This is a genomic window from Mycolicibacterium parafortuitum, assembly GCF_010725485.1.
In the GTDB taxonomy this organism is placed as follows: Bacteria; Actinomycetota; Actinomycetes; order Mycobacteriales; family Mycobacteriaceae; genus Mycobacterium.
In genome coordinates this window covers 1,902,506-1,929,054 of record NZ_AP022598.1, presented here as the reverse complement: position 1 = coordinate 1,929,054, position 26,549 = coordinate 1,902,506, and the positions used below count along the sequence as shown (strand labels likewise).

At 68.4% G+C, this 26,549-nt stretch carries 26 protein-coding genes; 18 read left to right on the top strand and 8 right to left on the bottom strand.

What is annotated here, in order from left to right; all coding sequences use genetic code 11:
- Positions 1-1,599 (bottom strand): GMC family oxidoreductase, encoded by a 1,599-nt coding sequence (locus tag NTM_RS09125; protein WP_163769428.1) that lies wholly within the window; start codon positions 1,597-1,599, stop codon positions 1-3.
- Between the two features lie 122 nt (positions 1,600-1,721).
- Between NTM_RS09125 and NTM_RS09120 the strand changes: the two genes are divergently transcribed.
- Genes NTM_RS09120 through NTM_RS09110 form a run of 3 tightly spaced genes read left to right on the top strand, consistent with a single transcriptional unit; the run spans position 1,722 to position 4,832 of the window.
- The gene (locus tag NTM_RS09120) at positions 1,722-2,789 is read left to right on the top strand and encodes a S1C family serine protease (RefSeq protein WP_232079667.1); all 1,068 of its coding nucleotides are present in this window, start codon (positions 1,722-1,724) and stop codon (positions 2,787-2,789) included.
- Between the two features lie 34 nt (positions 2,790-2,823).
- A complete protein-coding gene (locus NTM_RS09115) occupies positions 2,824-3,906 on the top strand; it encodes an ATP-dependent DNA ligase (RefSeq protein ID WP_179963908.1) in 1,083 nt (360 codons plus the stop codon).
- Positions 3,907-3,956: 50 nt separating this feature from the next.
- Entirely contained in the window at positions 3,957-4,832 is an 876-nt protein-coding gene (locus tag NTM_RS09110) for an LLM class F420-dependent oxidoreductase (RefSeq protein ID WP_163766099.1), read from the top strand.
- A gap of 4 nt (positions 4,833-4,836) precedes the next feature.
- Here NTM_RS09110 and NTM_RS09105 read toward each other — a convergent pair whose 3' ends face one another.
- Positions 4,837-5,550, bottom strand: a complete 714-nt coding sequence (locus NTM_RS09105) for a VIT1/CCC1 transporter family protein (RefSeq protein WP_163766098.1) — start codon at positions 5,548-5,550, stop codon at positions 4,837-4,839.
- Positions 5,551-5,755: 205 nt separating this feature from the next.
- Here NTM_RS09105 and NTM_RS09100 point away from each other — a divergent pair, with 205 nt between their 5' ends.
- The gene (locus NTM_RS09100; protein ID WP_104862735.1) at positions 5,756-6,403 is read left to right on the top strand and encodes an MBL fold metallo-hydrolase; all 648 of its coding nucleotides are present in this window, start codon (positions 5,756-5,758) and stop codon (positions 6,401-6,403) included.
- Here the strand turns inward: NTM_RS09100 and NTM_RS09095 are convergent.
- Genes NTM_RS09095 through NTM_RS09080 form a run of 4 tightly spaced genes read right to left on the bottom strand, consistent with a single transcriptional unit; the run spans position 6,384 to position 12,199 of the window.
- Positions 6,384-8,090 carry a diol dehydratase reactivase ATPase-like domain-containing protein gene (locus NTM_RS09095; protein WP_232079666.1) on the bottom strand — a complete coding sequence of 569 codons (1,707 nt, stop codon included), beginning with the start codon at positions 8,088-8,090 and terminating at the stop codon, positions 6,384-6,386. The genes NTM_RS09100 and NTM_RS09095 overlap by 20 nt on opposite strands.
- On the bottom strand, positions 8,087-8,416 hold the full coding sequence (locus tag NTM_RS09090) for a diol dehydratase small subunit (protein ID WP_163766096.1): 330 nt from the start codon (positions 8,414-8,416) through the stop codon (positions 8,087-8,089). Before NTM_RS09090 ends, NTM_RS09095 begins: the two co-directional genes overlap by 4 nt.
- On the bottom strand, positions 8,413-10,653 hold the full coding sequence (locus NTM_RS09085) for a propanediol/glycerol family dehydratase large subunit (RefSeq protein WP_163766095.1): 2,241 nt from the start codon (positions 10,651-10,653) through the stop codon (positions 8,413-8,415). Before NTM_RS09085 ends, NTM_RS09090 begins: the two co-directional genes overlap by 4 nt.
- Positions 10,654-10,666: 13 nt before the next feature.
- A complete protein-coding gene (locus NTM_RS09080; protein ID WP_083142869.1) occupies positions 10,667-12,199 on the bottom strand; it encodes an APC family permease in 1,533 nt (510 codons plus the stop codon).
- 206 nt (positions 12,200-12,405) lie between these two features.
- Between NTM_RS09080 and NTM_RS09075 the strand changes: the two genes are divergently transcribed.
- Genes NTM_RS09075 through NTM_RS09010 form a run of 14 tightly spaced genes read left to right on the top strand, consistent with a single transcriptional unit; the run spans position 12,406 to position 24,800 of the window.
- Positions 12,406-13,686, top strand: a complete 1,281-nt coding sequence (locus tag NTM_RS09075) for a class-III pyridoxal-phosphate-dependent aminotransferase (RefSeq protein ID WP_163766094.1) — start codon at positions 12,406-12,408, stop codon at positions 13,684-13,686.
- Positions 13,683-15,242, top strand: a complete 1,560-nt coding sequence (locus tag NTM_RS09070; protein ID WP_163766093.1) for an aldehyde dehydrogenase family protein — start codon at positions 13,683-13,685, stop codon at positions 15,240-15,242. The genes NTM_RS09075 and NTM_RS09070 overlap by 4 nt, the downstream gene beginning before the upstream one ends.
- A gap of 3 nt (positions 15,243-15,245) precedes the next feature.
- A complete protein-coding gene (locus NTM_RS09065) occupies positions 15,246-15,851 on the top strand; it encodes a BMC domain-containing protein (protein ID WP_104862740.1) in 606 nt (201 codons plus the stop codon).
- Complete coding sequence (locus tag NTM_RS09060) at positions 15,848-16,354, top strand: hypothetical protein (protein WP_163766092.1); 507 nt, start codon at positions 15,848-15,850, stop codon at positions 16,352-16,354. The genes NTM_RS09065 and NTM_RS09060 overlap by 4 nt, the downstream gene beginning before the upstream one ends.
- Positions 16,351-16,596, top strand: a complete 246-nt coding sequence (locus NTM_RS09055) for a EutN/CcmL family microcompartment protein (RefSeq protein ID WP_083142864.1) — start codon at positions 16,351-16,353, stop codon at positions 16,594-16,596. Before NTM_RS09060 ends, NTM_RS09055 begins: the two co-directional genes overlap by 4 nt.
- A gap of 55 nt (positions 16,597-16,651) precedes the next feature.
- Positions 16,652-16,933 carry a BMC domain-containing protein gene (locus NTM_RS09050; RefSeq protein ID WP_011782687.1) on the top strand — a complete coding sequence of 94 codons (282 nt, stop codon included), beginning with the start codon at positions 16,652-16,654 and terminating at the stop codon, positions 16,931-16,933.
- A gap of 10 nt (positions 16,934-16,943) precedes the next feature.
- On the top strand, positions 16,944-17,609 hold the full coding sequence (locus NTM_RS09045; protein WP_083142863.1) for a microcompartment protein: 666 nt from the start codon (positions 16,944-16,946) through the stop codon (positions 17,607-17,609).
- Complete coding sequence (locus NTM_RS09040; protein ID WP_163766091.1) at positions 17,606-18,598, top strand: phosphotransferase enzyme family protein; 993 nt, start codon at positions 17,606-17,608, stop codon at positions 18,596-18,598. Before NTM_RS09045 ends, NTM_RS09040 begins: the two co-directional genes overlap by 4 nt.
- 25 nt (positions 18,599-18,623) lie before the next feature.
- Positions 18,624-19,403, top strand: a complete 780-nt coding sequence (gene fabG, locus NTM_RS09035; RefSeq protein ID WP_104862743.1) for a 3-oxoacyl-ACP reductase FabG — start codon at positions 18,624-18,626, stop codon at positions 19,401-19,403.
- Between the two features lie 53 nt (positions 19,404-19,456).
- Positions 19,457-20,224, top strand: a complete 768-nt coding sequence (locus tag NTM_RS09030) for a GntR family transcriptional regulator (RefSeq protein ID WP_163766090.1) — start codon at positions 19,457-19,459, stop codon at positions 20,222-20,224.
- A gap of 27 nt (positions 20,225-20,251) precedes the next feature.
- Entirely contained in the window at positions 20,252-21,136 is an 885-nt protein-coding gene (gluQRS, locus tag NTM_RS09025) for a tRNA glutamyl-Q(34) synthetase GluQRS (protein ID WP_163766089.1), read from the top strand.
- 44 nt (positions 21,137-21,180) lie between these two features.
- Positions 21,181-22,644 carry an ABC transporter permease subunit gene (locus tag NTM_RS09020; protein WP_163766088.1) on the top strand — a complete coding sequence of 488 codons (1,464 nt, stop codon included), beginning with the start codon at positions 21,181-21,183 and terminating at the stop codon, positions 22,642-22,644.
- Complete coding sequence (locus tag NTM_RS09015) at positions 22,641-23,414, top strand: amino acid ABC transporter ATP-binding protein (RefSeq protein ID WP_163766087.1); 774 nt, start codon at positions 22,641-22,643, stop codon at positions 23,412-23,414. The genes NTM_RS09020 and NTM_RS09015 overlap by 4 nt, the downstream gene beginning before the upstream one ends.
- A gap of 24 nt (positions 23,415-23,438) precedes the next feature.
- Positions 23,439-24,800: a flavin monoamine oxidase family protein gene (locus NTM_RS09010; protein ID WP_163766086.1), complete on the top strand. Its 1,362-nt coding sequence runs from the start codon at positions 23,439-23,441 to the stop codon at positions 24,798-24,800.
- Here NTM_RS09010 and NTM_RS09005 read toward each other — a convergent pair.
- Together NTM_RS09005 and NTM_RS09000 are read right to left on the bottom strand one after the other, a co-directional pair.
- Positions 24,797-25,699 (bottom strand): SDR family oxidoreductase, encoded by a 903-nt coding sequence (locus NTM_RS09005; protein ID WP_197746359.1) that lies wholly within the window; start codon positions 25,697-25,699, stop codon positions 24,797-24,799. The genes NTM_RS09010 and NTM_RS09005 overlap by 4 nt on opposite strands.
- 10 nt (positions 25,700-25,709) lie before the next feature.
- Positions 25,710-26,474 (bottom strand): SDR family oxidoreductase, encoded by a 765-nt coding sequence (locus tag NTM_RS09000; protein ID WP_104862750.1) that lies wholly within the window; start codon positions 26,472-26,474, stop codon positions 25,710-25,712.
- Between the last annotated feature and the right edge of the window lie 75 nt (positions 26,475-26,549).

The window sequence follows — 26,549 nt, the reverse complement described above, 5'->3', positions numbered from 1 at the left end:
TCAGCGTCCGTTCAGCATGAAATCCGCAGCGCGCCAGGACATCGCCATGATCGGGCCGTTCAGATTCCCGGCCACCATCGTCGGAAGCACCGAGCAGTCCACCACCCGCAACCGCTCGACACCCCGCACCCGCAGTTGGCTGTCCACCACGTCGTCGTCGTTCGGCCCCATCGCGCAGGTACCCACCGCGTGATAGCCGCAGTACCCGCCGTCGAGGGCGGCATCGACCAGCTCCTCGTCGCTGTCCACCCGGGGGCCGGGATACGTCTCGTGGCGGATCCGCTCGGCGATCGGGGACTGCTCGAAGATCGACCGCATCCGGCGCAACAGGTTCGCCGTCGCGGTGCGGTCGTGCTCGGAGGTCAGATAGTTCGCGTCGATCCGCAACGCACCCGCGGGATCGGCCGACGTGATCTCGACCGATCCCTGCGAGGTGGGGCGCAGAACCATTCCGAGGCAGGAGATTCCGGGCTCACGCTCGATGACCACCGGCTCGCCGGTGTTGTACGGCGGCAGTGTCCACGGACCCATCATCACCTGGCCATAGGGCCGCTCGTCGTCGGGGCGGTCCTTGACGAAGCCCACGATGTCGAACGACGGTGCGGCCAGCGGACCCTTGCGGGTGGCCAGATACTTCACGCCGGTGATCGCCTGACCGAGGCTGGTCGCGAGCAGTTTGTTGTAACCCAGGTCCTCCTTGAGCCGGAAGCGCAGAGTGGCACAGCGGTGCTCCCGCATCCGCCTGCCGACGTTGTCGCGGTCGGCGAACACCGGGACCCCGGCAGCGGTCAGCACGTCGCGCGGTCCGATACCGGAGAGCTGCAACACTTTCGGGGTGTTCAGGCTGCCCAGCGACAGCACCACCTCCCGAGCGTGCAGCTGCTCGACGCCGCTTCCGGCGCCGACCTCGACACCGACGGCTCTTCCACCCTCGAACAGCACGCGCCGGACCAACGCACCCGTGCGCACCGTCAGGTTCGGCCGGTTCAGCGCGGGCTTCAGGAACGCCGTCGCCGCGCTGACGCGCAGGCCGCCGCGGATCGTCGACGTCGCGTATCCGATTCGCTCGTCATCGGACTCGTTGATGTCACGCACCCGCGAGATGCCGGCGGCCGCCGCGGCGTCGATCATCTCCTCGCACAGCGGGTCGGGGTCGCGCGGCACCGAGATGTGCAACGGACCACCGGACCCGCGGGTGGCCGACGCGCCGAACTCGTGGTTCTCGAAGGCCTTGAAGATCGGCAGGATGTCGTCCCAGCCCCAGCCCTTGTTGCCCAGCTGCTCCAGGCCGTCGTAGTCCGCGCGCTGGCCGCGGTTGTAGATCATGCCGTTGATCGCGCTGGACCCGCCGAGGACCTTGCCGCGCATCCACTGTTCGACATGGGGCTTCGGGCCGAACGGTGTGGTCTCGTAGTGCCACATGTGCCGTTCGCTCTCGAACAGCTTCCCGGCCCCCTTGGGAATGTGCAGCCACAGGTTGCGGTCGCCGCCGCCGGCCTCCAGCAGCAGCACGCTGTTCCTGGGGTCCGCGGACAGGCGGTTGGCCAGCACACATCCGGCCGAGCCGGCCCCGGCGATGATGTAGTCGTAGCGCGTCACTGCCACCTCACGTTTCTCCGTGCCCGGGCGCTGTACGAGTGTATAGTACGCGGTATTGGGCGCTGTGATAGTCAGATCGGCCGACACGCTTGGCGCGCCCCGGTGCCGGGTAATTTGTCTGGGTGACTCGGGCACCGATGGCCGCAATGGGAGCGGCAGTGCTGTTGTTGACGTCGTGCGGCGCACCCGCCCCCCAGGATGCTCAGACGTCGGCGGCGAAACCGGAGGGCGCGTCGTCCACGGAGGCCGCACCCACGAGTGCCCCGCCTCCGGGTGCGGCACCGCCTGACAACCCGATCGCACCCGGCTTCGCCGACGTGGTGGAGCAGGTCAGCCCCAGCGTGGTCACCATCCAGATCGATGGCGGCGTCGGCAGCGGGGTGGTGCTCCGTCCCGACATCATCGTCACCAACGCCCACGTCGTCGGGAGCTCCCGGCAGGTCACGATCGGGTTCGCCGATGGCGCCAGCGTCACCGGGCAGGTGCTGGCCACCGACGAGGTGACCGATCTGGCCGTGGTTCGCTCCGAGCGTGGCAACCTGCCAGTGCCCGAGTACCGCAGCGAGTTGCCTCGCCCGGGAGACATCGCCATCGCCATCGGGAGCCCACTCGGGTTCGAGAACACCGCGACGCTGGGCATCATCTCCGGGCTCAACCGCAACATTCCGGACTCGGCCCTGGAGAGCGCGTCCCTGGTGGACCTCATCCAGACCGACGCGTCCATCTCACCCGGCAACTCCGGCGGCGCGCTGCTCGACGCGGACGGACGGGTCGTCGGGGTCAACGAGGCCTACATTCCGCCGACAGCCGGCGCGGTGTCGCTCGGCTTCGCGATCCCGACCTCGACGGTCCTCGACGTCACCGAACAGCTGCTGCGCACCGGCCGCGCGACACATCCGTTCCTCGGCGTCTCGACGAGCCGGCTGACCCCGGCGATCCGGCGCGAACTCGGCGTCCCGGTCGACAGCGGCGCGCTCGTGCGCGGAGTCGAGCCCAACAGCCCGGCGTCTACAGCGGGGGTGCGCCCCGGCGACGTCATCGTCGGCCTCGGCGACGATCAGGTGAAGTCGGTCGAGGATCTGCTCGGGGCGCTCCGTCGCAGCCGACCCGGGACACCGCAGTCGCTGGTGGTGATGCGCGGCGGACAACGCGTCACGTTGCAGGTGACCGTCGGATCGCGCGGCGGGTGACCCCGGACACCACCTGTGTGTCCACAATGAAGCGGTGAAGCTGCCCGTGATGCCGCCGGTGTCGCCGATGCTGTCGAAATTGGTGGGAGAGATTCCGACGGGTGCGTCCTATGAGCCGAAGTGGGACGGGTTCCGTTCGATCGTGTTCCGCGACGGCGACGAGGTGGAACTCGGCAGCCGCAACGAACGGCCGATGACCCGGTACTTCCCCGAACTCGTCGCCGCGGCACGGGCAGAACTGCCGCCGCGCTGCGTCATCGACGGCGAGATCGTCATCGCCACCGACGGCCGGCTCGATTTCGAGGCCCTGCAGCTGCGGCTGCACCCGGCTGCGTCGCGGGTCGCGATGCTGGCGGACAGGACACCGGCGTCGTTCATCGCCTTCGATCTGCTGGCACTCGGCGATTCCGATTTCACCGCCCGTCCGTTCGCGCAGCGGCGCGCGGCACTCGTCGACGCGCTGGCCGGCGCCGGACCGACGTTCCACGTCACGCCGGCGACGCTGGACCGCGGCACCGCCGAGGTGTGGTTCGACGAGTTCGAGGGCGCGGGTCTCGACGGCGTGATCGCGAAGCCGCTCGAGGGACTGTATCTGCCGGACAAGCGGACGATGTTCAAGATCAAGCACCAGCGGACGGCCGACTGCGTGGTGGCGGGCTACCGGCTGCACAAATCCGGCGCCGACGCGGTCGGTTCGCTGCTGCTGGGGCTCTACGACGCCGACGGCTCGCTGGCGTCGGTCGGGGTGATCGGGGCGTTCCCGATGGCGCGCCGCCGGGAACTGTTCGCCGAGCTTCAGCCTCTGGTGACGACGTTCGACGACCATCCGTGGAACTGGGCCGCCCATGTCGATCCGGACGTGGTGCGCCGCTACGGCGGCGGGTCGAGGTGGAACGCCGGCAAGGATCTGTCGTTCGTCCCGTTGCGACCCGAGCGGGTCGTCGAGGTGCGCTACGACCACATGGAAGGCCGAAGGTTCCGTCACACAGCGCAATTCAATCGCTGGCGGCCCGATCGGGATCCGCGCTCGTGCACCTACGAGCAGCTTGATCAGCCCGTGCGGTTCAGCCTGGACGACATCGTCGCCGGCCTTGGCGGTTCTTCGCCGCACGTCTGAATTGCTGCCAACCCGGAATTGCGGCCATCTGGGAGCGGCTTGTAGCCGGCATGGAACTCGGAATTCACGTGCCCATCTTCGACATCGACGGCGGCACCGGCGCGATCGCGCCCGAACTCGCCCGGGTCGGCGCCGCCGCGGAGAACGCGGGGGTGACCTGGCTGTCCTTCATGGACCACTTCTTCCAGATCGAGCCGACGGGCCGTCCCGCGGAATCGAACATGCTGGAGGGCTACACCACCCTCGGCTTTCTGGCCGCACACACCTCGACCGTGCAACTCGGGCTGCTCGTGACCGGCGTGACGTATCGCCACCCGGGCCTGTTGGCCAAGATCGTGACGACACTTGACGTGCTCTCGCAGGGACGGGCGGCGCTGGGGATCGGCGCGGCGTGGTTCGAGCGTGAGCACCTCGGTCTCGGCGTGCCCTACCCGCCGATCGCCGAACGCTTCGAGCGCCTGGAGGAAGCGCTGCAGATCTGTGAGCAGATGTGGGACCCGGCGAACAACGGACCGTTCACCGGCAAGCACTACCAACTCAGGGAGACGCTGTGCGCACCCCAGCCGATCAACAAACCGAAGGTGCTGATCGGTGGCGGCGGAGAGCGCAAGACACTGCGACTGGTCGCGCAGTACGGCGACGCGTGCAATCTGTTCGCGACCACGCCCGACGAGGTCGCCCACAAGCTCGACGTGCTGCGGGGCCACTGTGACGCGCTCGGGCGCGACTACGACGCCATCCGCAAGACCGTCGCCGTGCACGGCCCGTCGCCGGTGCCGGCCACCCGCGACGACTTCGTCCGGAGCATGGCGGATTACGCGGCGCTGGGCGTCGACACCGCGATCGTGATGCCCGACGACGGGTCGCCGGCGAAGTGGATCGACAGCGCCGCCCCGGCCGTGAAGCAGCTGGCCGAACTGGGCTGAGTCGTCAGGCCACCGCCGCGCCGACGACGTGTCCGATTCCGTAGGTGATCATCAACGCGAGTCCACCACCGATGAGATTGCGCAGGACCGCGCGTTGCTTCGGCGCCCCGCCCAGCCCGGCCGACACGGCACCGGTGAGGACGAGGGCGATCAGCACGGAGACGACGGTCACCGGGATGCGCCAGGTCGTCGGCGGTAAGAGGATGGCGATTAGCGGCAGCAGCGCACCCACCGTGAAGGACAACGCCGAAGACAGCGCGGCCTGCCAAGGGTTCGTCAATTCGCCTGGGGTGATACCGAGTTCGATCTCGGCGTGCGCGGCGAACGCGTCGTGTTCGGTAAGCTCTTCGGCGACCGTGCGTGCGGTGGCCGCGGAGATTCCCTTTGCCTCGTAGAGCGCCACCAGTTCCTCCAGTTCGGCGACGGGGTCGTCACGCAACTCCTGCCGCTCCTTGCCGAGCAGCGCCTTCTCGGTATCGCGCTGGGTGCTGACCGACACATACTCTCCGAGGGCCATCGAAACTGCTCCGGCAGCCAGGCCGGCAATTCCGGCAGTCAGGATCGGGCCGCGCTCGGCGGTCGCGGCGGCCACGCCGACGACGATGCCCGCCGTGGACACAATGCCGTCGTTCGCCCCGAGTACACCGGCGCGCAACCAGTTCAGCTTGGATGCCACTGAACCCAGATGCGGCTCGGCAGGATGGGACTGGCTTGCCACGGCATCACCGTAACGAGGATGGGTGTGCTCCGCCAGCAAACCTAGCCTTGCCATAGCGGCGGCACCGTCTGTCCTGAGTTCCCTCCGCGAGCCTCTCCCGCGAGCAGTCACAACCTCCGGCGTGTCCCACCCGACACGCCCGAGTTTGTGTCTGCTCGCCGGAAGGCCTTGACCTGAACATTTGTTGAGGTTGCAGCCTGGATCCATGAAACAAGTACTCACCGATCTCTGGGAAACCCGCACCGACTCACCGTTTCCGGGCCTGACGACGCACGCGTACCTGTGGCGGCCGTCGAACGTGCTCTTCTACTCGCCCGCCACCGACGCGGAGTTCGACGACCTCGCGGACCTCGGCGGCGTCGCCGACCAGTACCTGTCGCACCGCGACGAGGCGGGTCCGATGCTGGCCCGGATCGCCGAGCGGTTCGGCGCCACACTGCACGCCCCCAAAGGCGACCTGACCGACATCAGCAAGCACGCGCGCGTCGACGTGCCGGTGACCGGCCGCTACGTCGACTACAACGGCGTGGAGATCGTCCCGACACCCGGCCACTCCCCCGGCAGCGTCTGCTACCTGGTCGACGGCGCCGACGGCCGGTACCTGTTCACCGGCGACACCCTGTTCTGCGGCACCAACGGCCACTGGCATGGCGGCTACATCGCAGGATTCCACCAGCCTGCCGACGCCGAAACGATCGCCGAAAGTCTGCGCACCCTCGCCGAGCTGACCCCCGACTACGTGATCTCCAGTGCGTTCCAGGGCGATTCGGCGGTACACCGGATCGACGCGGGCACCTGGCGCGGACACATCGCGCACGCGGTCGACGGTCTGCTCACCGCTGTGCGTACATAGCGACCAACCCGCGCGCCACCGCGAACCGCGGTCCGTGCACCCCGTCGATATCGGCGCGTCCCACCACGATCGGGATGCCGCGCAGCGCTTCGCCGACGGTCCGCATCAGCTCGTCGTCGAGCGCACCTCCGCCGGCCAAAACCATTGCCGTGGGCGGTGTTTCGAACGCGGCGAGGCAGCGGGCGATGTTCGCCGCGACCGTCTCCTGTTTGATCGCCAACCGCAGGCTGCGCCACTCCTCGGCCGCCAGCCGATTCGAGAAGGGCACCAACCCAGCGCTCCCGCGCGTGCACAGCCTGCCGATCGCATCCGACGACGCCGGGGCATCGAGGAAGACGCGCCGCCCGTCCTCCTCGTGCGCGACGTGCGGCCCCTCCACCCGGATCGCCGGGCTCCGCTTGACGGTCTCGGCCAGCGCGAGCGGGATGCCCAGTACCCGCGCGACCGCGACCGTGATGGACTCCCCCGCTCCGGCAGCGACCACCGTGCCGTCGGCGCCGATCACATCGACTGTGCCGCCGCCGATATCGCAGACTGCCGAATCCGCGGGAATGCCGGGCGTGGTGCGCGCGCCCCAGGCGGCCGCCTCGGGTTCGGAGCTCAACGTGCGCGCCGGACGACCGGTCAGCGCGCCGAGCGTGTGGGCTGCGTCCGCGGCCTCCTCGGCTGCCAGCAGCGCCACCACGGTCCCCTGGGTATCCGCGACGCCGCGGCGCAGCCACGCCCCGTTGTCGATCGACGAGAGGTCGGTGAAGAACGCGTCGTGGACGGCCAGGCCGTCGGCTGCGCTGGGCACCGCCCGCAACCGGAGGCCGGTCACACACCCCGGGATCGAGCGGCGCAGCACCGGGTGCGCGTCGGCGGGGGTGTAGCGCATCGCGACCCCGTCCACATGGACGTCGACATAGTCGTCGTCGGGTTCCGGTGGTGGGGGCGCACCCGTGCGCGGGGTCACCGCGATCGCCGCGGAATCGGCGAGCTCGCGACAGAATTCGGCGACGTCTCCCAGCCTGTCCGGCGGTAGCCGAAGCGCCGAGGACAGCGCGATCGGATCCGCCATCGCCCGGTAGGACCGGCCCTGCTCGACCACCTCGACGGCGACGAGCACACCCGGTTCCAGCCCCGTCAGGTCCACCTCGTCGACGACGGGGACGTCCACCGTGATCCGGTTGCTGATCAGAACCGCGTCGTCCTGGGCGGCCAGCACACCGCAGACCCGCCAGCCACGCGCGACGGCGGCGTTGATCTCCCGCGCGGCCACCTCGAAGTCGGTGCTGTCGTCCACCGAGACGACCACCGGTCCGTCGAAGACATCGGAAAGCAGATCGGCGAGCCGAACATGGGCTCCGACCCCGTGTCCGGCTCCTGCCGGCGTGGACGCGTCGGGACGCCGCAGGCTGCGCACGGGGGCCGATGGTGAGTAGGCGGGCGGTATCGGCGCCGTGGCGGTGTCGACGGGCCGTAACGCCGACAACAGCAATTCGTCGGCGCGGCACCCGGTGTCGACCTCCACCTTGTGCAGCAACGCGGCCGCCCCCTGCAGGGACTCGGCGCTTCCCTTGCGGCCCCGGGTCGGGGCCTGTCCGTGCGCCATGGTGCTCACGGCCCCGTCGCGCACCCGGGCCAGCACGATCTCGGTCGTGTGATTGCCGATGTCGATGCCGGCGACCGTACGCGCAGCGGTCAACGCAGCAATCCCCGCCGCGCGTAGACGGCGGCGGCCTGCTCGACGAGAGCGGCGCATCGCGATGCGCCCAGGCTTTTCAGCGACTCCTGCAGCTGCGCGAGCTCGGCTGCGGTCGACCGATGGGGACGCAGCGCCTCATAGAGCGCCATCACCTGTTCGTCGTCGATGGTGGCCAATTCCGCTGCGCGCAAGAAGTTCTCGGCGAGTTGCGGGTTCCCACCCGTACGCGCGACATCCGCCTGATGCTTCAGCACGGCCGGATCCATCCGCAGATCCCCGAGACCGAGCTTGCCGTCGACGGCATTCTGGACGGTTATCTCGTTCATGGATACCCCACCTTCACCGTCACCGGTGCTCGGCCCGGCTCGCACGCCTGCCGCTCCAGCGCGACGAGCGCCACCGCCCTGGCGTGATAGCGCGCCGAGATGGACTCGTCGGTGCCGCCGGTCAAGATCGGCACCGGGGCCATCCCCTTGGCGTGGCGCGCGGCGTTCTTACCGAGTTCGCGATACATCTTCGCGGTGAGCAGCGGCGCGACGCTGAACAGCTCCAGATTCGCCAGCGGCGCCAGATCGCGGCGATGGATCAGCGCAGTCCCTTTGCCCTGCAACCCGATTCCGATGCCGGACCCCGACAACCGTGCGGCGGTCAACCCGATCAGGCCGGTGTCGATGGTGGATCGGATCCGCACCGGGCGGGCGATACAGCCCTCCTCTTCCAGCCCCGCCGAGATCTGCCGCAGCACCTCACCCACGGTCAGCCCGCACAGCGTGAGCCATACGCTGCGGCCCCAGGCCGGCGACAGTCCGACGCAGACCTCCCGCGGATCGCTGCCCTGCTGCGCAGGTTCGACCTCGGTGACGACCACGTGCCCGCGGTGCTGTTCCTGGTCGACGGTCAGTTCAGCCCCGCTGCGGGCCTGCCGGATCCCGTCGATCTCGGCGCGCCGCTGATCGGTTATGGCGTAACCCGTTGCCGGGCCGCAGTAGTCGTTCGGGTCCGTGATCTTGGACAGCACCCGGAACTGCTCGTCGAAGATCGCCGAGGTCTGCAGCTGATCACCGCGTAGACGTTCCCGGGTCAGCGTGGTGATCGCCTCGGCCTCCTCGGTGAAGCCGGTGCGGTGCAGCGAGGCGATCACGTCGAACACCGTCAGCTGCCTGGCCTCGATCGACGCCGCCGCTTCCGCCACCATCTTGGGATGGCCGGCGGGAAGGTCGCGGGAACCGTTGGCGGCCACCACCTGCTCGACACGCGCATCGTCGTAATCGGCCAGGCCCAGATCGCGGTAGACGGCCTGAACCGCGGTGGCCGCCCGCCGCCGCACCTTCTCCAGGTGCTCTGGCGACACGGTGCGCAGACCGCCGTCGGCACCCCAGTCCCGTTGCAGCACCAGGAAGTCGTCCATGTCGTCGGAGTTGAAGTTCGACAGCGCGAACGCGTTGTCGTAGCGCGGGATCGACCCGAACCCGGAGAAGATGAAGTCCGCGCCCGCGAGCAGCACCGGCAGTGTGTGAGCGCTGCGGCGAACGTCGGACTCGGAGATCAGGTTGTCATTGCCCGCACACGACTCCAGATCGCGCAGCATCACCATCAGGTTCTCCGCGAGCAGTTCCTTCATGCCGTCGGGCACCGACGCGACCACACCCACCCCGTCGATGCCGCCGTTCTGCACCCCCTGGGATCCCAGCGCCCGCGCCAGCGAGACGCAGCGGGACTCCAGATACAGGATGGAGCACTTCTCGGCCGCACCCATCAGGACTTCGGCCCCGCCGCCGCTGGTCACCCGCATCTTCAGCCCGCGGGACGCGTACGCCGAGGTCAGGATCGCCTTGCTGAACGGGGTGTCGTCACCGTCGGTGAAGACCTGCTCGGTGCCGTAGATCGAGATGGTCTCGGCGTAGCTGGTCAGCCCACGCAAGCCGAGCCGCAGCTCGAGCGCCTCTTCGATCGAGCACTGCGCCATCGCGCCGGGTGCTCCGACCTGCGAACCGATCAGCAGCGCCACCGCATTCGACGGCGCATCGCCGAGCACCGGCACCGTCGTCTCCACCTCACGGAAGCCGTAGGCGACCGCGCTGGCCGCATCGGCGGCGATCAGCAGCGGATCGTCGAGCTGGTTGGTGACGTGCGCCTGGTTGCTCGGCGTGCGGCGGGCACGCATCTTGGCCATCGCCATCTGCATCTCGACCGGCGACAGCAGCGCGACGACACGGGCGAGCTTGGCGGGGGTGGTGCCGCCGATCAGCCGCACCACCTCCGCCCGCGGCACGTTGATGTCGACCACCATGCGCGCCAACGCCTCGTCGCCGAGTGCCATCGCCTCCTCGGCGACGGCCAGATCGATGCCGTACCGGGCGATGAACTCGTCGATGACGTCGAACTCGGCGACCTCCTTGCCGTCGAGTTCTTTCACCTCCCCGCCGCGGACGACCAGCGACGGGGCGGGGTCGTGTGGGCTGCTCATCGCGATCAGCCCGAGTGCGGCGTCGGGGACGCTGAACCCGTCGAGGTTGACAGGTTTCGAGTTCAGGACCCGAAACCTGCCCAACTCGTCAGCCACTGAGGCGCCCCTTCTAGTCGCGAACTTCGCTGTCGTCGTAGACGATCCGGCCGATCAGTTCATAGCGCCGCTTGTCGTTGAACTTGAAGTACAACGCCATCGCCGCGCCGAACACGAAGACTCCGATCACGATCCATGGTGTCAGCTTGAACAGCAAGGTGCCCGACGCCGCGCCCGCGGCGGATTCCTTGTGTTCCCAGAGCAGGTAGACCACGTAGAGCATGCCGATGCCACCGGTCAGCGGCGCCAGGAACGTCTTGAACCAGTGCGCACTCGACGGGTGGTTCTTGTGGAAGTGGAAGTAGGCCACCACCGAGAACGCGCACAGCGACTGCACGATCAGGATCGCCATCGTGCCGAGGATCGCCAACAGTGTGTACATGTGGATGTACGGATCCATGCCCGCGAAGAAGAACGCCAGCACCAGCACCAGGGCGATGCCGCTCTGCACGAAGGACGCGATGTAGGGCGAGCCGTGCGTCTTGTGGGTGGCGCCCAGCGTCTTCTGCAGCCCGCTGGACAGACCTTCGCGTCCCAGCGCGTACAGGTACCGCGAGGCGCAGTTGTGGAACGCCATGCCGCACGCGAACGAGCCGGTCACCAGCAGGATGTTGAACAGCGTGATGGCCCATTCGCCGTAGGTGTCGCGCACCGGGGCGAAGAAGATCTCCGACGACGTGTCGGCGTTCTGCGCCAACTCGATGGCCTGTTGCGGACCCGTGCCTGCGATCGCCATCCACGACACGAAGATGTAGAAGATGCCGACGCCGAGGACCGCGATCATGGTGGCGCGCGGGATGATCCGCTTGGGGTCCTTGGACTCCTCGCCGTACATCGCGGTGGACTCGAAACCCACCCACGACCAGAATGCGAAGAACAGGCCGAGGCCTGCGCTGGCACCGGCGATCGCGGCGGGCTGGAACGCGCCGACCGGGTTGAGGATCTCGCCGACGGCGAACCCGTCGGGTCCGCCGCCCTTGACGGCCACCGCGATCGCACCAAGGCCGAGCATGACGATCTCGGTGATCAGGAAGACGCCGAGCACCTTGGCCGTCAGGTTCACGTCGAAATAGGTCAGCACGCTGTTCAGCACGAGCATCAGCAGCGCGGGGACCAGCCAGTGGATCGTGATCCCGAGCTGAGAGGACAGGAAGTTCTGGAAGAAGAACGCGAAGATGCCGATCAGCGAGGCTTCGAACACGATGTAGGCCAGCGTGATGATCAAGCCGCTGGCCATGCCCATCACGCGTCCGAGCCCGTGCGAGATGTAGCCGTAGAACGCGCCGGTCGCGGTGATGTGCTTGGCCATCGTGGCGTAGCCGATCGCGAACAGGCCGAGAACGATGGTGGCGACCAGATAGCCGGCCGGAGCGTGCGAACCATTTCCGAAGCCCACCGCGATCGGGACGTTGCCGACCATCGCGGTGATCGGCGCCGCGGTGGCCACCGCCATGAAGATCACGCCGAACGTGCCCACGGCGTTTCGTTTCAGGCGTTGGACCGAGTCCTTGCTGTGTGTTTCAGGGGAAACGACGTCTTCTGTCATCTACAGAGACCTTCCAGAGGCGAAGGATAGAAGAGGTTCAACCCGCGGGAGCCCCACGAGTGTGGTCCAGACCACAGTGTGAACCGAAGACATATTGGCACTACCAATTGAACTGTGCAAGCCCTGTGAGCTAGGGATTGACATAAATGGTCGGCCCATTTAGGTTTTTGGTCACATCCCCGGCTGACCTCACGACAGGGAGTCCCGTGTTCGACTACGGCACGTTCTCGTTCGATTCCAAAGCCCAGGTGCTGGAACGTGCCAAGGAGTTCTGGAACCCGGACAAGACGCAATTCTGGACCGATTCCGGTGTCGACCTCGTGATCGACCGCAGGCAGGACTACTTCCTGTGGGACATGAGCGGTCGTCGGCTGATCGACATGCACCTCAACGGCGGCACCTACAACCTCGGGCACCGCAACCCGGAGGTGATGGCCGCGATCACCGAGGGCATGGAGCACTTCGACGTCGGCAACCACCACTTCCCGTCGGTGGCCCGAACCGCGTTGGCCCAGAAGCTGATCGAGTCCGCGCCCGCATCGCTGAGCAAGGTGGCGTTCGGATCAGGTGGCGGCGAGGCCATCGACATCGCCCTCAAGAGCGCCCGGCACGCCACCCAGCGCCGCAAGATCGTCTCGATCGTGAAGGCCTACCACGGACACACCGGCCTTGCCGTCGCCACCGGCGACGACCGCTTCGCCAAACTGTTCCTCGCCGACCGGCCCGACGAGTTCGTCCAGGTTCCGTTCGGCGACACCGACGCGATGGAGCAGGCGCTCAAGGGCCGCGACGTCGCGGCGGTGATCATGGAGACCATTCCGGCCACCTACGGATTCCCGTTGCCGCCCATCGGATATCTGGAGGCGGTCAAGGACCTGTGCGTGCGCTACGACGCGCTCTACATCGCCGACGAGGTCCAGACCGGGCTGATGCGCACCGGCGAGATGTGGGGCATCACCAAGCACGGCATCGACCCGGACATCATGGTCACCGGCAAGGGGCTCTCGGGCGGCATGTACCCGATCACCGCGGCGCTGCTCAGTGACCGGGCGGCACAGTGGCTCGAACAGGACGGCTTCGGGCACATCTCGACGTTCGGCGGCGCCGAACTCGGATGCGTGGCCGCCATCAAGACCCTGGAGATCACCGGCCGGCCCGAGGTGCGCTCCTCGGTGCACTACATCGCCGACCTCTTCGCGACGGGCCTGGCCCGCATCCAGGCCGACTACCCGGACTGGTTCGTCGGTATCCGGCAGAACGGTGTGGTGATCGGTCTGGAGTTCGACCATCCCGAGGGCGCGAAGTACGTGATGCGCGAGCTCTACCAGAACGGGGTGTGGGCGATCTTCTCGACGCTGGATCCCCGTGTCCTGCAATTCAAACCGGGCCTGCTGCTCAACCGTGACCTCTGCGAGGACGTGCTCGACCGCGTCGAGGTCGCCGTCGGACGGGCGAAGCTGGCCGCGACCGGACGGAGGAAGCCGTGACCGGTGACAACCTGGCACCCCACGCAGGTCAACTGCTCGAACGCGCCCGCTTCGCCGCGGCCGCCTACGCCGAGTACGACCAGGCCGCGGTGGCGCGGATCGTCGACGCGGTCGCCGAGGCCGGCCACCGCGACGCCGAGCGTTTCGCCGCCGCCGCCGTCGCCGAGACCCAGATGGGCGTCGTCGCCGACAAGGTGACCAAGAACCGCGCCTGCTCCCGCGGCATCGTCGAGTACTACCACGGCCAGGACTACGTGACGCCGCGCATCGACAGTGCGCGCAAGATCGTCGAGATCCCGCGTCCGGCGGGTGTGGTGCTGGCATTGACGCCCACCACCAATCCCGTTGCGACCGTGTACTTCAAGGTGATCCTGGCGTTGATGACCCGCAACGCGGTGGTCGTCGCCCCGCATCCCCGCGCCAAGCAGTGCTCGGCGGACGCGGCCCGTCTGCTGGCCGAGGCCGCCGAGGCGGCCGGCGCCCCGGACGGCATCGTGCAGGTCATCGACGAGCCGACGCTGCCGCTGGTGGAGGCGCTGATGTCCGACGAGCGCACCGACGTCATCGTCGCGACCGGTGGAACCGGCGTCGTGCGCGCCGCGTACTCGTCGGGAAACCCGGCCCTCGGGGTCGGGCCGGGCAACGTCCCGGTGTTCGTCGACGCGACCGCCGACATCGACGCGGCCGCGCGCCGCATCGTCGACAGCAAGGCCTTCGACAACTCGGTGTTGTGCACCAACGAGTCGGTACTGATCGTCGAGGACGCCGTGGCCGCCAAGCTCGGCGCGGCGCTGACCCGCCACGGCGCGCACATCCTCGACGCCGATGCCACGAACCGGTTGCGCGAGTACATGTTCCCCGGCGGTGCGCTGAACACCGAGGTGGTCGGGCGCGACGCGGCGTGGATTGCCGAGCGCATCGGCGTCCGGGTCACGCCGAAGACCCGGGCCTTGATCGCGCCGTTCACCGACGTCATCGGTGAAGAGGTGCTCACCCACGAGAAGTTGTGCCCGGTCCTGGGGATGACGACCGTCGCCGACGCCCAGCGCGGGATCCGCGCGGCCCGGGCCGTGATACGTATCGCCGGCGCCGGGCATTCGGCCGCGATCCACAGCGAAGATGCCGCTGTCATCACCGAATTCGCGGCCCAGGTGCCGGTGCTGCGGGTATCGGTGAACGTCGGCAACAGCACCGGCAGCTCCGGGCTGGACACCAACCTCGCGCCGTCGATGACGATCGGCACGGGATTCGTCGGCCGCAGCTCCATCGGTGAGAACCTGCAGCCGGAGAACCTGCTGAACTGGGCCAGGATCGCCTACAACGCCGACTCGGCGGTGACGATGCCGAACTTCGCCGGACTCTCGCCGTGGCGCTCCCCCGCCGGTCCCGTGCCCGCCTATCCCCGGGCCTCCAACGACCCGTCGGCGGCGGCCGCGGCACCCGCACCCGTACGCAGGCCCGCCGCCCGGCGCGGCGCCGATCCCGGTATCGAGGCCCTGCGCGCCGAACTGCGCGCCCTGGTGGCCGAAGAACTCGCACAACTGATCAAGAGGTGACCCGTGGCTGAACTGCGTTCGTTCATCTTCATCGATCGGCTCCAGCCGCAGACGATGTCGTATCTGGGTACCTGGATCAAGGGTGCCCTGCCGCGCGCCGGCGTCGCCGCGCAGATCATCGAGGTCGCTCCCGGCCTCGACATCGAGGGCGTCACCGACGTCGCGCTCAAGCACGCCGAGGTGCAGGCCGGGGTGCTCGTCGTCGAGCGGCAGTTCGGCTACCTGGAGTTCCACGGCGACACCGCCAATGTGGAGGCCGCCGCCGACGCCGCGCTCGCCGAACTGGGCAGCGACGCGGGCGCGGCGACCCCGCCGAAGATCCTGGCGTCACGCATCATCTCCAGCATCGACCAGCAGCACGCATTCCTGATCAACCGCAACAAGATCGGCTCGATGGTGCTGGCCGGCGAGACCCTCTACGTGCTGGAGGTGTCCCCGGCGTCGTACGCGATCCTGGCCACCAACGAAGCCGAGAAGGCCGCCGACGTGAAGGTCGTGGACTTCCGGATGATCGGCGCCACCGGCCGGGTGTATCTGTCCGGCAGCGAATCCGATATCCGCCAGGCCGCCGCGGCGGCCGAAGAAGCCCTCGCCCGGAGCGTGCGGTGAGCCTCGACCGCGAGGTACTACGCCAGCTCGTCCGCGAGGTGGTCCGCGAAGCCGTGGGCGATCTGGCGTCGAGGTCGCCGCAGACGGCTCCGGCACCGCGGCCCACCCGTGCCCCGGCACCAGCACCAGCACCATCTGCACCCGACGGCCCGGTCGCCACCGGTCCGCTGGCCGCCGACGAGCGGTCCCGCACCGACACCGTGCGCATCACCAACGATCGTGACCTCGACGTGTTCGTGCGGAACCTGCTGCGGCTGTTCGAGAATCCGAAGACACGCGCCGATCTGCGGCACGGCCGGCTGTCGTTCCGGCTCGCCGGAACCGAGCGCAGCGGCCCGGGCGCCACCAAACGCATCGAGCGCGGCGCGGTCACCGAACGGCAGATCACCGACATCGCCGCCTCCGGCGCATCCCTGGTGCTCGGCCCCCGCGCTGTGCTCACCCCGCTGGCCCGTGAGCGCGCCCGCGCGCTGGGCGTGACGATCCACAAGGAGCGAATATGATTCGTGGCACGGTCATCGGTCAGGTCTGGTCGACCCGCCGCATCGACGGCATCCCGGCCGGCGCCTTCCTCGAAGTCGAGGTCGACGGGTCCGGCTCCCGGCTGGTCGCCTTCGACGTACTGGGCAGCGGCGTCGGCGAGCATGTGCTCGTCACCCAGGGCTCGGTGGCGGCGAGCTGGTTCACCGGCACACCGCCCCCGGTCGACGCGCTGATCATCGGTTCCATCGATCCCACCGGCTAGCCGCCCCGGCTACCGGCTGACAACGTCAGATAATCCGACACAAAGGAGAAACACCATGGCCAGCAACGCGATCGGAATGATCGAGACCAAGGGCTACGTCGCCGCGCTCGCAGCCGCCGACGCGATGGTCAAGGCCGCCAACGTGACGATCACCGACCGTCAGCAGGTCGGCGACGGCCTGGTGGCCGTGATCGTGACCGGCGAGGTCGGCGCCGTCAAGGCCGCCACCGAGGCCGGCGCCGAATCCGCCTCCCAGGTCGGCGAACTCGTCAGCGTGCACGTGATCCCGCGGCCGCACAGCGAGCTCGGCGCGCACTTCTCCGTCGCCGCCCAGTAGTCTGCCGACAGTGGCTGTATCCGAGGCCAGGTCCTCCGCACCGACCAGGACCGACATCCGTGTCTACCTGCTCGTCGAGGACCTCCAGCAGCAGTTCGCCGCCTACCTGGGCACGCCGACCCGAGCGCGCGGTTACCCGCCCTACGCCGGTGAGCACGCGCTCATCGTCGAGGTGTCGCCCGCGCTGGCGATCGAACGGGTCATCGACCTCGCGCTGCGGGAGGTTCCCGGCATCCAGCCCGGAATCCTCTACGTGGAACGGCAGTTCGGTGTGCTGGAAATCCACTCCGGAAACCTCGCCGACGTGCGGCGTGCCGGCGAGGCGATCCTGGCAGGCACCCAGAACTCGGCGTCCGACCAGCTGCGGCCCCGGGTGCTCTACCACGACGTCATCGAGGACATCACCGATCAGCACGCGGTGATCCTCAACCGCAACCGGCAGGCGTCGATGGTGCTGCCCGGCCAGTCCCTGCTGGTGTACGAGATGACCCCCGCCCTGTTCGCCGCGGTGGCGGCCAACGAGGCCGAGCGCGCCGCGCCGGGCCTGACACTCGTCGACGTGCAGATGATCGGCGCGGCAGGCAGGCTCTACATCAGCGGCAGCACCAAGGACGTGGTGGTGGCGCGGGACCGCATCACCGAGGTACTCGGTGCGATCGAAGGACGGGAGCATTGACGGCAGACTTCACTGACGACGAGATCGTCGCCGAGAAGGCCCTGGCGGCGTTCGATCTGCCGCAGGGCTCGGCGCTGCGGCTGCTCAACCTGTCGGAGAACGCGACCTACGCCGTCGAGGAACCCGGCTGCGGGCACCGCTCCATCCTGCGGGTGCACCGCAAGGACTACCACCGCGTCGACCAGATCGAGTCCGAGCTGATGTGGCTCGACGCGCTGCGCCGGGACAGCGACGTCACCGTGCCGACCGTGATCCCCGCCCACGACGGGCGCCGCGTGGTCACGGTGCAGCACGGCGGCGATGAACGCTACGTCGTGCACTTCGAGATGGTGCCCGGTGCCGAACCGGACGAGGACACCGTCACCTCCACCGATTTCCACACCCTGGGGTGCATCACCGCCGCGCTGCACGACCATGCCCGCAGCTGGCAGCGACCGGCAGGGTTCAGCCGCTTCGCCTGGGACTGGGAGCACAGCCTGGGTGACAACCCGCGATGGGGTCGCTGGCGTGACGCCGTCGGGGTCGGCGAACACGAGGCCGCGGTCCTCTCGCGCGCCGAGGCGCTGCTGCACCGCCGCCTGACCGAATACGGTACCGGGCCCGACACTTTCGGCCTGGTGCATGCGGATCTGCGGCTGGCCAACCTGCTGGTGGACGACGACACGATCACCGTGATCGACTTCGACGACTGCGGGTTGGGTTGGTACTTCTACGATTTCGGTACCGCCGTGTCGTTCTTCGAAGACCACCCGTCGGTGCCGGAGTGGCAGGACGCCTGGGTCACCGGATACCGCACCCGCCGCACGATCAGCAGCTCCGACGAGGACATGCTGGCCTCGTTCATCCTGCTGCGGCGCCTGCTGCTGCTGGCCTGGATGGGGACACACAGCCACTCCAAGGAATCCCAGGCGATCTCCGTGACCTATGCCGCGGGCAGCTGCAAGCTCGCCGAGCAGTACCTGTCCTCCGACGGCCACCGGCTGTTCTGATCCCGTACCGAAAGGGCTTATGGCTATGTTCAACTCGTTGCAGGGCCGCTCGGCCATCGTCACCGGCGGAAGCAAGGGCATCGGTCGCGGCATCGCCGAGACCTTCGCCAAGGCCGGCGTGAATGTCGTCATCACCGCACGCACCCAGGCCGACATCGACGCCACCGTCGCGGATCTGGGCGGACTCGCCGGCACCGTCACCGGGGTGGCCGCCGACGTGACCAGCCCGGAGGACTGCCGTCGCGTGGTCGCCACCGCGGTGGAACGCAACGGCGGTCTCGACATCGTGTGCCCCAACGCCGGGATCTTCCCGTCCGGCCGGCTCGCCGACCTGACCCCCGAGGACATCGAGCAGGTCCTCGGCGTGAACTTCAAGGGCACCGTCTACATCGTGCAGGCGGCGCTGGATGCGCTGACCGCGAGCGGCCACGGCCGGGTCATCATCACGTCGTCGATCACCGGACCCGTCACCGGTTTCCCCGGATGGTCGCATTACGGCGCGAGCAAGGCCGCCCAGCTCGGATTCCTGCGCACGGCCGCGATCGAACTGGCCCCGAAGAAGATCACCGTCAACGCGGTGCTGCCCGGCAACATCGTCACCGAGGGTCTGATCGAGATGGGCCAGACCTACATGGATCAGATGGCCGCGTCGGTTCCTGCGGGCAAGCTCGGCGAGGTCGCCGACATCGGCAACGCCGCGCTGTTCTTCGCCACCGACGAGGCCGCCTACATCACCGGACAGTCCCTGGTGGTCGACGGCGGCCAGATCCTGCCCGAATCGCCGGATGCGCTGGCCGACCTGTGACGGGCCGTATCCTAGATTTGGTCTAACCAATTCTGCAGGCGAGGAGAGGTCCGGTGGCCACACAGACCGAGGATCTGCGGCGCCGGATCGTGGCCGACATCAACGCGGGTAAACCCGGCACCAAGCTCGGCAGCGAGCGCGAGCTGGCGGAACGCTACCGGACCAGCCGGTCGAGCCTGCGCCAGGTGCTCGCCGCACTGGAGGAGGCCGGCCTCGTCGACCGGGTGATCGGCCGCTCCGGCGGGATCTTCATCAGCCACACGCAGGTGCAGCGCAGCCTGACCGACGTCGTCGGGGTGCCGGCGTTCCTGGCCAGCCAGGGTTACGTCGCGGGCACCCGGGTGCTGTCGACCAAGATCTGCGCACCCGACGCCACCACCCAACAGGCGCTGTCGATCACCGCGGACGACCTCGTCATCGAGATCCAGCGGCTGCGCCTCGCCGACGGCTCACCGATCTCGTTGGAGCTCGCGCAGTTTCCGGCCGACGCGTTCCCCAATCTGCTCGAACAACAGCTCGGTGGCTCGCTCTACGAGATCCTGGAGAGCGAGTACGGTCTGGTCACCTCGCGCGCCGACGAGCGGATCGAGGCGGTGAACGCGACGCCCGAAGAAGCCAATCTGCTCGGTATCAAACCGAACTCGGCGCTGCTGCTGATCACCCGGGTCGCGTTCGACCAACACGACCGGCCCTGCGAGTTCTCCCGCGATCTGTTCCGCGGTGACCGGACACGGCTGGCTGTCACCGCCCAGGGCCACGGTGTCGGGGTCGCGCCATCGGTGGCCGCCGCATCGGTCGCGCTGCAGAGCCAGGCCGTGTGACGGCTGCGATCTGACACAGGAGAACCCGTGACGAGCTCATCCGGCGCAGGCAGGTTCGCGCCCAGCCCGTCGGCGGATCTGCATATCGGCAATCTGCGCACCGCCGTGCTGGCCTGGTTGTTCGCCCGGTCCACGGGCAGGCGGTTCCTGATGCGCGTCGAGGACCTCGACGACCGCACATTCCCCGACATCGCCGAGCGCCAGCTCGCCGACCTGGCCGCGCTGGGCCTCACCTGGGACGAGGACGCCACCCGCCAGACCGATCATCCGCACCGTTACGACGCCGTCGTCGACACCCTCAACGAGCGCGGCCTGCTGTTCGAATGCTTCTGCACCAGAAGGGATATCGCACAGGCTCCGCGGGCGCCACACGCACCCGAGGGCGCCTACCCGGGGACGTGCCGGAACCTGACCGACGCCGAGCGTGACCGGCGCCGCGAGGAGACCGGCCGCCCGCCGGCGCTGCGGCTGCGCACCGACGTCACCGCCTACACCGTGCACGACGTGCTGCACGGCGACTACACCGGTCTGGTCGACGACTTCGTGGTCCGGCGCGGGGACGGGGTGCCCGCGTACAACCTGGCCGTCGTCGTCGACGACGCCGCCTCGGGAGTCGATCAGGTGGTGCGCGGCGACGACCTGCTGTCGTCGTCGCCGCGCCAGGCCTACCTGGCACGCCTGCTGGGCCACCCCGAGCCGGTGTACGCGCACGTGCCGCTGGTGCTCAACGCCGACGGTGTCCGGCTGGCCAAACGCGACGGTGCGGTCACGCTCGCCGAGATCGGCGTGCCCGAGGCGCTGGCCCAGATTGCCGATTCGTTGGGATATGCGGCCCACACCGTCGAGGGCATGCTCGCCGAGTTCGACCCGGCGCGGCTGCCCCGGACCCCATGGATCTACCAACCGGGTTGAGCAGAACCCTTGGGCCGGACCGCTGAGCTTGTTACCGTCCGGCGATGCACCACTTCCGAAGACTCCTGCCGGCGGTGCTCCTCGCACTCGCCGTGCTGCTGACCTCGTGCGGCTCGTCAGAGTCCGGAAACTCGGTGAAGGACAGCGGCGTGCTGCGCGTCGGCACCGAGGGCGTCTACGCCCCGTTCAGCTACCACGACCCGGCCACCGGTGCGCTCACCGGATACGACGTCGACGTCGCCCGCGCGGTCGGCGAGAAGCTGGGCGTGAACGTCGAATTCGTCGAAACCCCGTGGGATTCGATCTTCGCCGCGCTGGAGGCCAACCGGTTCGACGTCGTCGCCAACCAGGTGACCATCACCGGTGAACGCCAACAGAAATACGACCTCTCCGAGCCGTACTCGATCGGTGAGGGCGTCATCGTCACGCGTGCCGACGACGACTCGATCACCTCGCTGGCCGACCTGAAAGGCAAGCGGGCGGCCCAGAGCACCACCAGCAACTGGGCGCAGGTGGCCCGCGACGCCGGTGCACAGATCGAGGCGGTGGAAGGACTGACGCAGGCGATGGCGCTGCTGAGCCAGGGCCGCGTCGACGTCGTGGTCAACGACAGCCTGTCGATCTATGCCTACCTCGCCGAGACCAACGACACCGCGGTGAAGATCTCCGGCACCACCGGCGAGAAGAGCGAACAGGGTTTCGCCGCCCGGAAGGATTCCGGTCTGCTGCCTGACCTGAACACGGCCGTCGAGGAACTCAAGGCCGACGGCACGCTCGCGGAGATCTCGCAGAAATACCTCAAGACCAACGCATCCGGAGGCCAGGACACCCCGCAGGCGCAGCCCCGCTCCGCGCTGAAGCTCGTACTCGACAACCTGTGGCCGCTGGCCAAGGCGGCGCTGACGATGACGATCCCGCTGACCGTCATCAGCTTCGTCATCGGTCTGGTCATCGCGCTCGGCGTCGCCCTGGCGCGGCTGTCGTCGAACCCCGTGGCCAGCAACCTGGCCCGGTTCTACATCTCGCTGATCCGCGGCACCCCACTGCTCGTGCAGCTGTTCATCGTGTTCTTCGCGCTGCCCGAGTTCGGCGTCAAGATCGACCCGTTCCCGGCGGCCGTCATCGCGTTCAGCCTCAACGTCGGTGGCTACGCGGCCGAGATCATCCGCTCGGCGATCCAGAGCATCCCGAAGGGCCAGTGGGAGGCGGCCGAGACGATAGGGCTTGACTACGTCGGCACGCTGCGGCGCATCATCCTGCCGCAGGCCACCCGCGTCGCGGTGCCGCCGCTGTCGAACACCTTGATCTCGCTGGTCAAAGACACGTCGCTGGCCTCGACGATCCTCGTCACCGAACTACTGCGGCAGGCCCAGATCATCGCGGCGCCGACGTTCGAGTTCTTCGCGCTGTACGGCACCGCCGCCGTCTACTACTGGGTGATCTGCCTGGTGCTGTCCTTCGGGCAGGCGAGATTCGAACGCCGACTGGAAAGGTATGTGGCGAAATGACGAGCTCTCCCGACCAGCCCGAGAACCGCGTCGTTGCCACCGACGTCCGAAAATCGTTCGGGCCGCTGGAGGTTCTCAAGGGCGTGTCGTTCACCGTGCCGCGCGGCACCGCGACCGCGATCATCGGGCCATCGGGCTCCGGTAAGACCACCCTACTGCGCACCCTCAACGCGCTCGACGTCGCCGACTCCGGCGTGATCAAGGTCGGCGACACCGAGATCGACTTCTCCCAACCGGTCGCCAAGGACCAGCTGAAGCGCTACCGCACGCAAAGCGGGTTCGTGTTCCAGTCGCACAACCTGTTCCCGCACAAGACCGTGCTGCAGAACGTGACCGAGGGGCCGATCGTCGCGCAGAAGCGGCCCCGCGCCGAGGCCGAAGCCGAGGCTGTCGAACTGCTCGACCAGGTCGGGCTGAAGGACAAACGGGACCGGTACCCGTTCGAGCTCTCGGGGGGCCAGCAGCAGCGCGTCGGCATCGCCCGCGCGCTCGCGCTGAAGCCCAAGGTGGTGCTGTTCGACGAGCCGACCTCGGCGCTGGACCCCGAACTCGTCGGCGAGGTACTCGGCGTGATCAGGGACCTGGCCGTACAGGGCTGGACGCTCGTGGTGGTGACCCACGAGATCCAGTTCGCGAGACAGGTTTCCGAGCAGGTGCTGTTCACCGACCGCGGCGTGATCCTGGAGCAGGGCTCCCCGGCCGAGGTCATCGGCGACCCGAAAGAAGAGCGGACGCGGCAGTTCTTGCAGCGCATCCTCAACCCGCTGTAACGGACCCGTGAGAGGGTGTCGGTCATGGCAACTCGTGAAGCGGACGTCCTGATCGTCGGTGCGGGTATCTCCGGGCTGATCGCGGCCCGTACGGTGCTGGCGGCCGGGTTGACGCCGCTGCTCCTCGAGGCCGACACCCGCGTGGGTGGCCGGGTGCTGACCGAGGAGGTCGCCGGACTGCCGCTGGAGCTCGGCGCGCAGTGGATCGGGGACACCCACCACCGGATGTTCGCACTCGCCGACGAACTCGGCGTCGAGACCTACCCGCAGTTCGACGACGGCGAGACCAGCTACGAGATCGCTGGGACCGGGGTGTTGCGCGGCAACGAGTTTCACGAACGCTTCGCCGACGAGCTCGTCGAGCTGGAGAAGGTGCTGCGCCGCCTCGACGAACTGGCCGCCGAGGTACCCCCGGCCACCCCGTGGAGCGCGCCGCACGCGGCCGAGTGGGACGCGGTCACCGCCGGCGCCTGGTACGACGCCCAGGGGCTCTCGCCGGTGGCGCGCACCCTGCTGGAGATCTGCACCGTCGGGATCCTGGCCGTGCCGACCGTCGAGGTGTCGTTCCTGCACCTGCTGTTCACGATCCAGACGTGCGGGGTCACCTCCGAGCTGTTCGCCGAGTCCGAGGGTGGCGCACAGACCACCCGGTTCGTCGGCGGCACCGCCGAGATCCCGAAACGGTTGGCGGCGTTGGTGTCCGAGCACATCGTGCTCGACTCCCCCGTCCAGTTCATCGAGCACACCGCCGACAGCGTCACGGTCCACTGCCGCGGCGGGCTGACCGCCCGCGGGCGCCGGGTGATCGTCGCGGTCTCGCCGACCCTGGCCGGTCGCATCATGTACGACCCTCCGCTGCCTGGCCATCGCGACCAGCTCACCCAGCGGATGCCGAACGCGGCGGCGATGAAGGCGTTCTTCGTCTACGACGAACCGTTCTGGCGCGCCGACGGACTCAACGGCCAGCTGATCTCCGACATCGGCCCGGCCCGGATGTCCAACGACACCTGCATCCTGGGCGACGACCACGGCGTGATCCTGCTGTTCCTCGAAGGTGAACAGGCCCGCACGCACGGCCGCTGGACCGAGTCCGACCGCCGGGCCGCGCTGACCGCGGAGCTGGTCCGCCATTTCGGCGAAAAGGCCGCCCGTCCGCTGCACTACATCGACGGCGAGTGGGCCGACCGGCAGTGGACTCGCGGCTGCTACAACGCCAACTGTGGCCCGCTGGTGTGGACCACCTACGGCGACGCGCTGGCCGAGCCGATCGGCGTCATCCACTGGGCCTCCACCGACACCGCGGTCGAGTGGAGCGCCTACATGGAGGGCGCGGTCGAGGCCGGTGAGCGGGCCGCGCGTGAGGTCATCGAGGCGCTGACCCGCTAGTCCGGCCGGGACACGGTCAGCAGCTCCGCCAGTCCGGTCCGGTGCAGCATCTCCGCGCGCAGCCGGTCGGTGACCGCGAACCCGACGTCGGCGCCGTCCTGTGCCGGGTCGACGTGCACCCGGAACGGGCGCGCGCCGTAGGGGGCGTCGACCACCGACACCACCGCCTGCGCGACGGTGGCCGGATCGGCGTCCGCAGGCACGATCGCGTCGAACGCCTCCTGCACCCGGGTCGTGAAACCGGAGTATGGCCCGTTCTCGTAGGCGTCGGCCACCTCGGCGTCGCCGGGGCGACCAGCGTGGGCGAAGTGGTTGGTCCCCGAGGTGAAGGCCCCCGGCACGACGATCGACGTCTCGATCCCCCACAACGCGAGTTCGCGGGCGTAGGTCACGGCCAGCGCGTCCATCGCCGCCTTGGCGGCGAAGTACGGTCCCAGGTACGGCGGTGTGCCACCGGCGGCACTGCTGCTCGACATCCACACCACCAGGCCCTGCCGCTGCCTGCGCAGGTGCGGCAGCACCGCGCGGTTCACCCGCTGCGCGCCGAGGACGTTGACGTCGTAGAGCTCGGCGAGCTGCTCGGCGGTGAACGCCTCCGACGGGCCGTACACCATGTGGCCGGCGTTGTGCAGCACCACGTCGAGGTGACCGTGCTCGTCGACGATCCGGCCTACTGCGGTGGCGACGGACTCGCCCGACTGCACGTCGAGTTCGAGCGCGCGCAGGTCGACCCTATTCGAGGCGGCGTACTCTGCCATCGAATCGACCTGTGCGGCATTGTGCCCGGTGGTGCCCCGCATCGATGCGTAGACAGTGTGACCGGCCGCGGCCAGCGCCTGAGCGCAGAGCCGGCCGAATCCGCTGGACGCACCGGTGACGAGGATGATCGATCCGTGCACGGTGCTGCCCTCAATTCCCGTGTGGGTCAGCGGAATTGACCGTGGCCACGACCTTGTCGTATTCTCCGCGCGCCTCGGCATAGCGTAGGAACTTCACCCGCTCCACCTGGATCTCCTTGGCCTCCGGTTGCGATTCCAGGATCTGCATGACCTCAGCGACGAAATCGGGGAGCGGCATCGCGAAGCTGCTCTCGCGCTGACCGGGAAGCAGATCCGTGGCCACCGAGGGCGGTTCGAGTTCGATGAACTGCACACCGGTGTCGGCGAGCTGCATGCGGACCGATTCGGTGAGCATGTGGATCGCGGCTTTGGACGCGTTGTAGCTCGGCGTGGCCTTCAGCGGCGCGAACGCCAGTCCCGAGGACACCGTGATGACAGTGGCCGACGGACGGCTCTGCAGATGTTCGATGAACGCCCCGATCAACCGGATCGGGCCCAGCACATTGGTGGTGACCACCGACTCGGCCGATTCGAGAAATCCCCCGGGGTGGTGCCAGTCCTCGATCTTCATGATCCCGGCCATGGCGACAACGGTGTCGAGTTCGGGGTACTTCGCGAGGACTTCGTCGGCAGCCCGGCGGATGCTGTCCGGATTGCTGGTGTCGATCACCACGGCGCCGAATTCCGGCCGCTGCGCGGCGATCTGGTCGAGGAGCTCGGCACGGCGGCCTCCGACGATGACGGTGTTGCCTTTGTCGGCGAGCGCATGGGCCAGCGCCAGACCGATTCCACTCGTGGATCCCGGGATGAAGATGGTGTTGCCGCTGATGTTCATCGTGGTCGTCCCTCCTGTTGTGGCGGTGTCCTCACGCTCCACAACACGACGGTCGCATAATGCCGTCCATAAAGC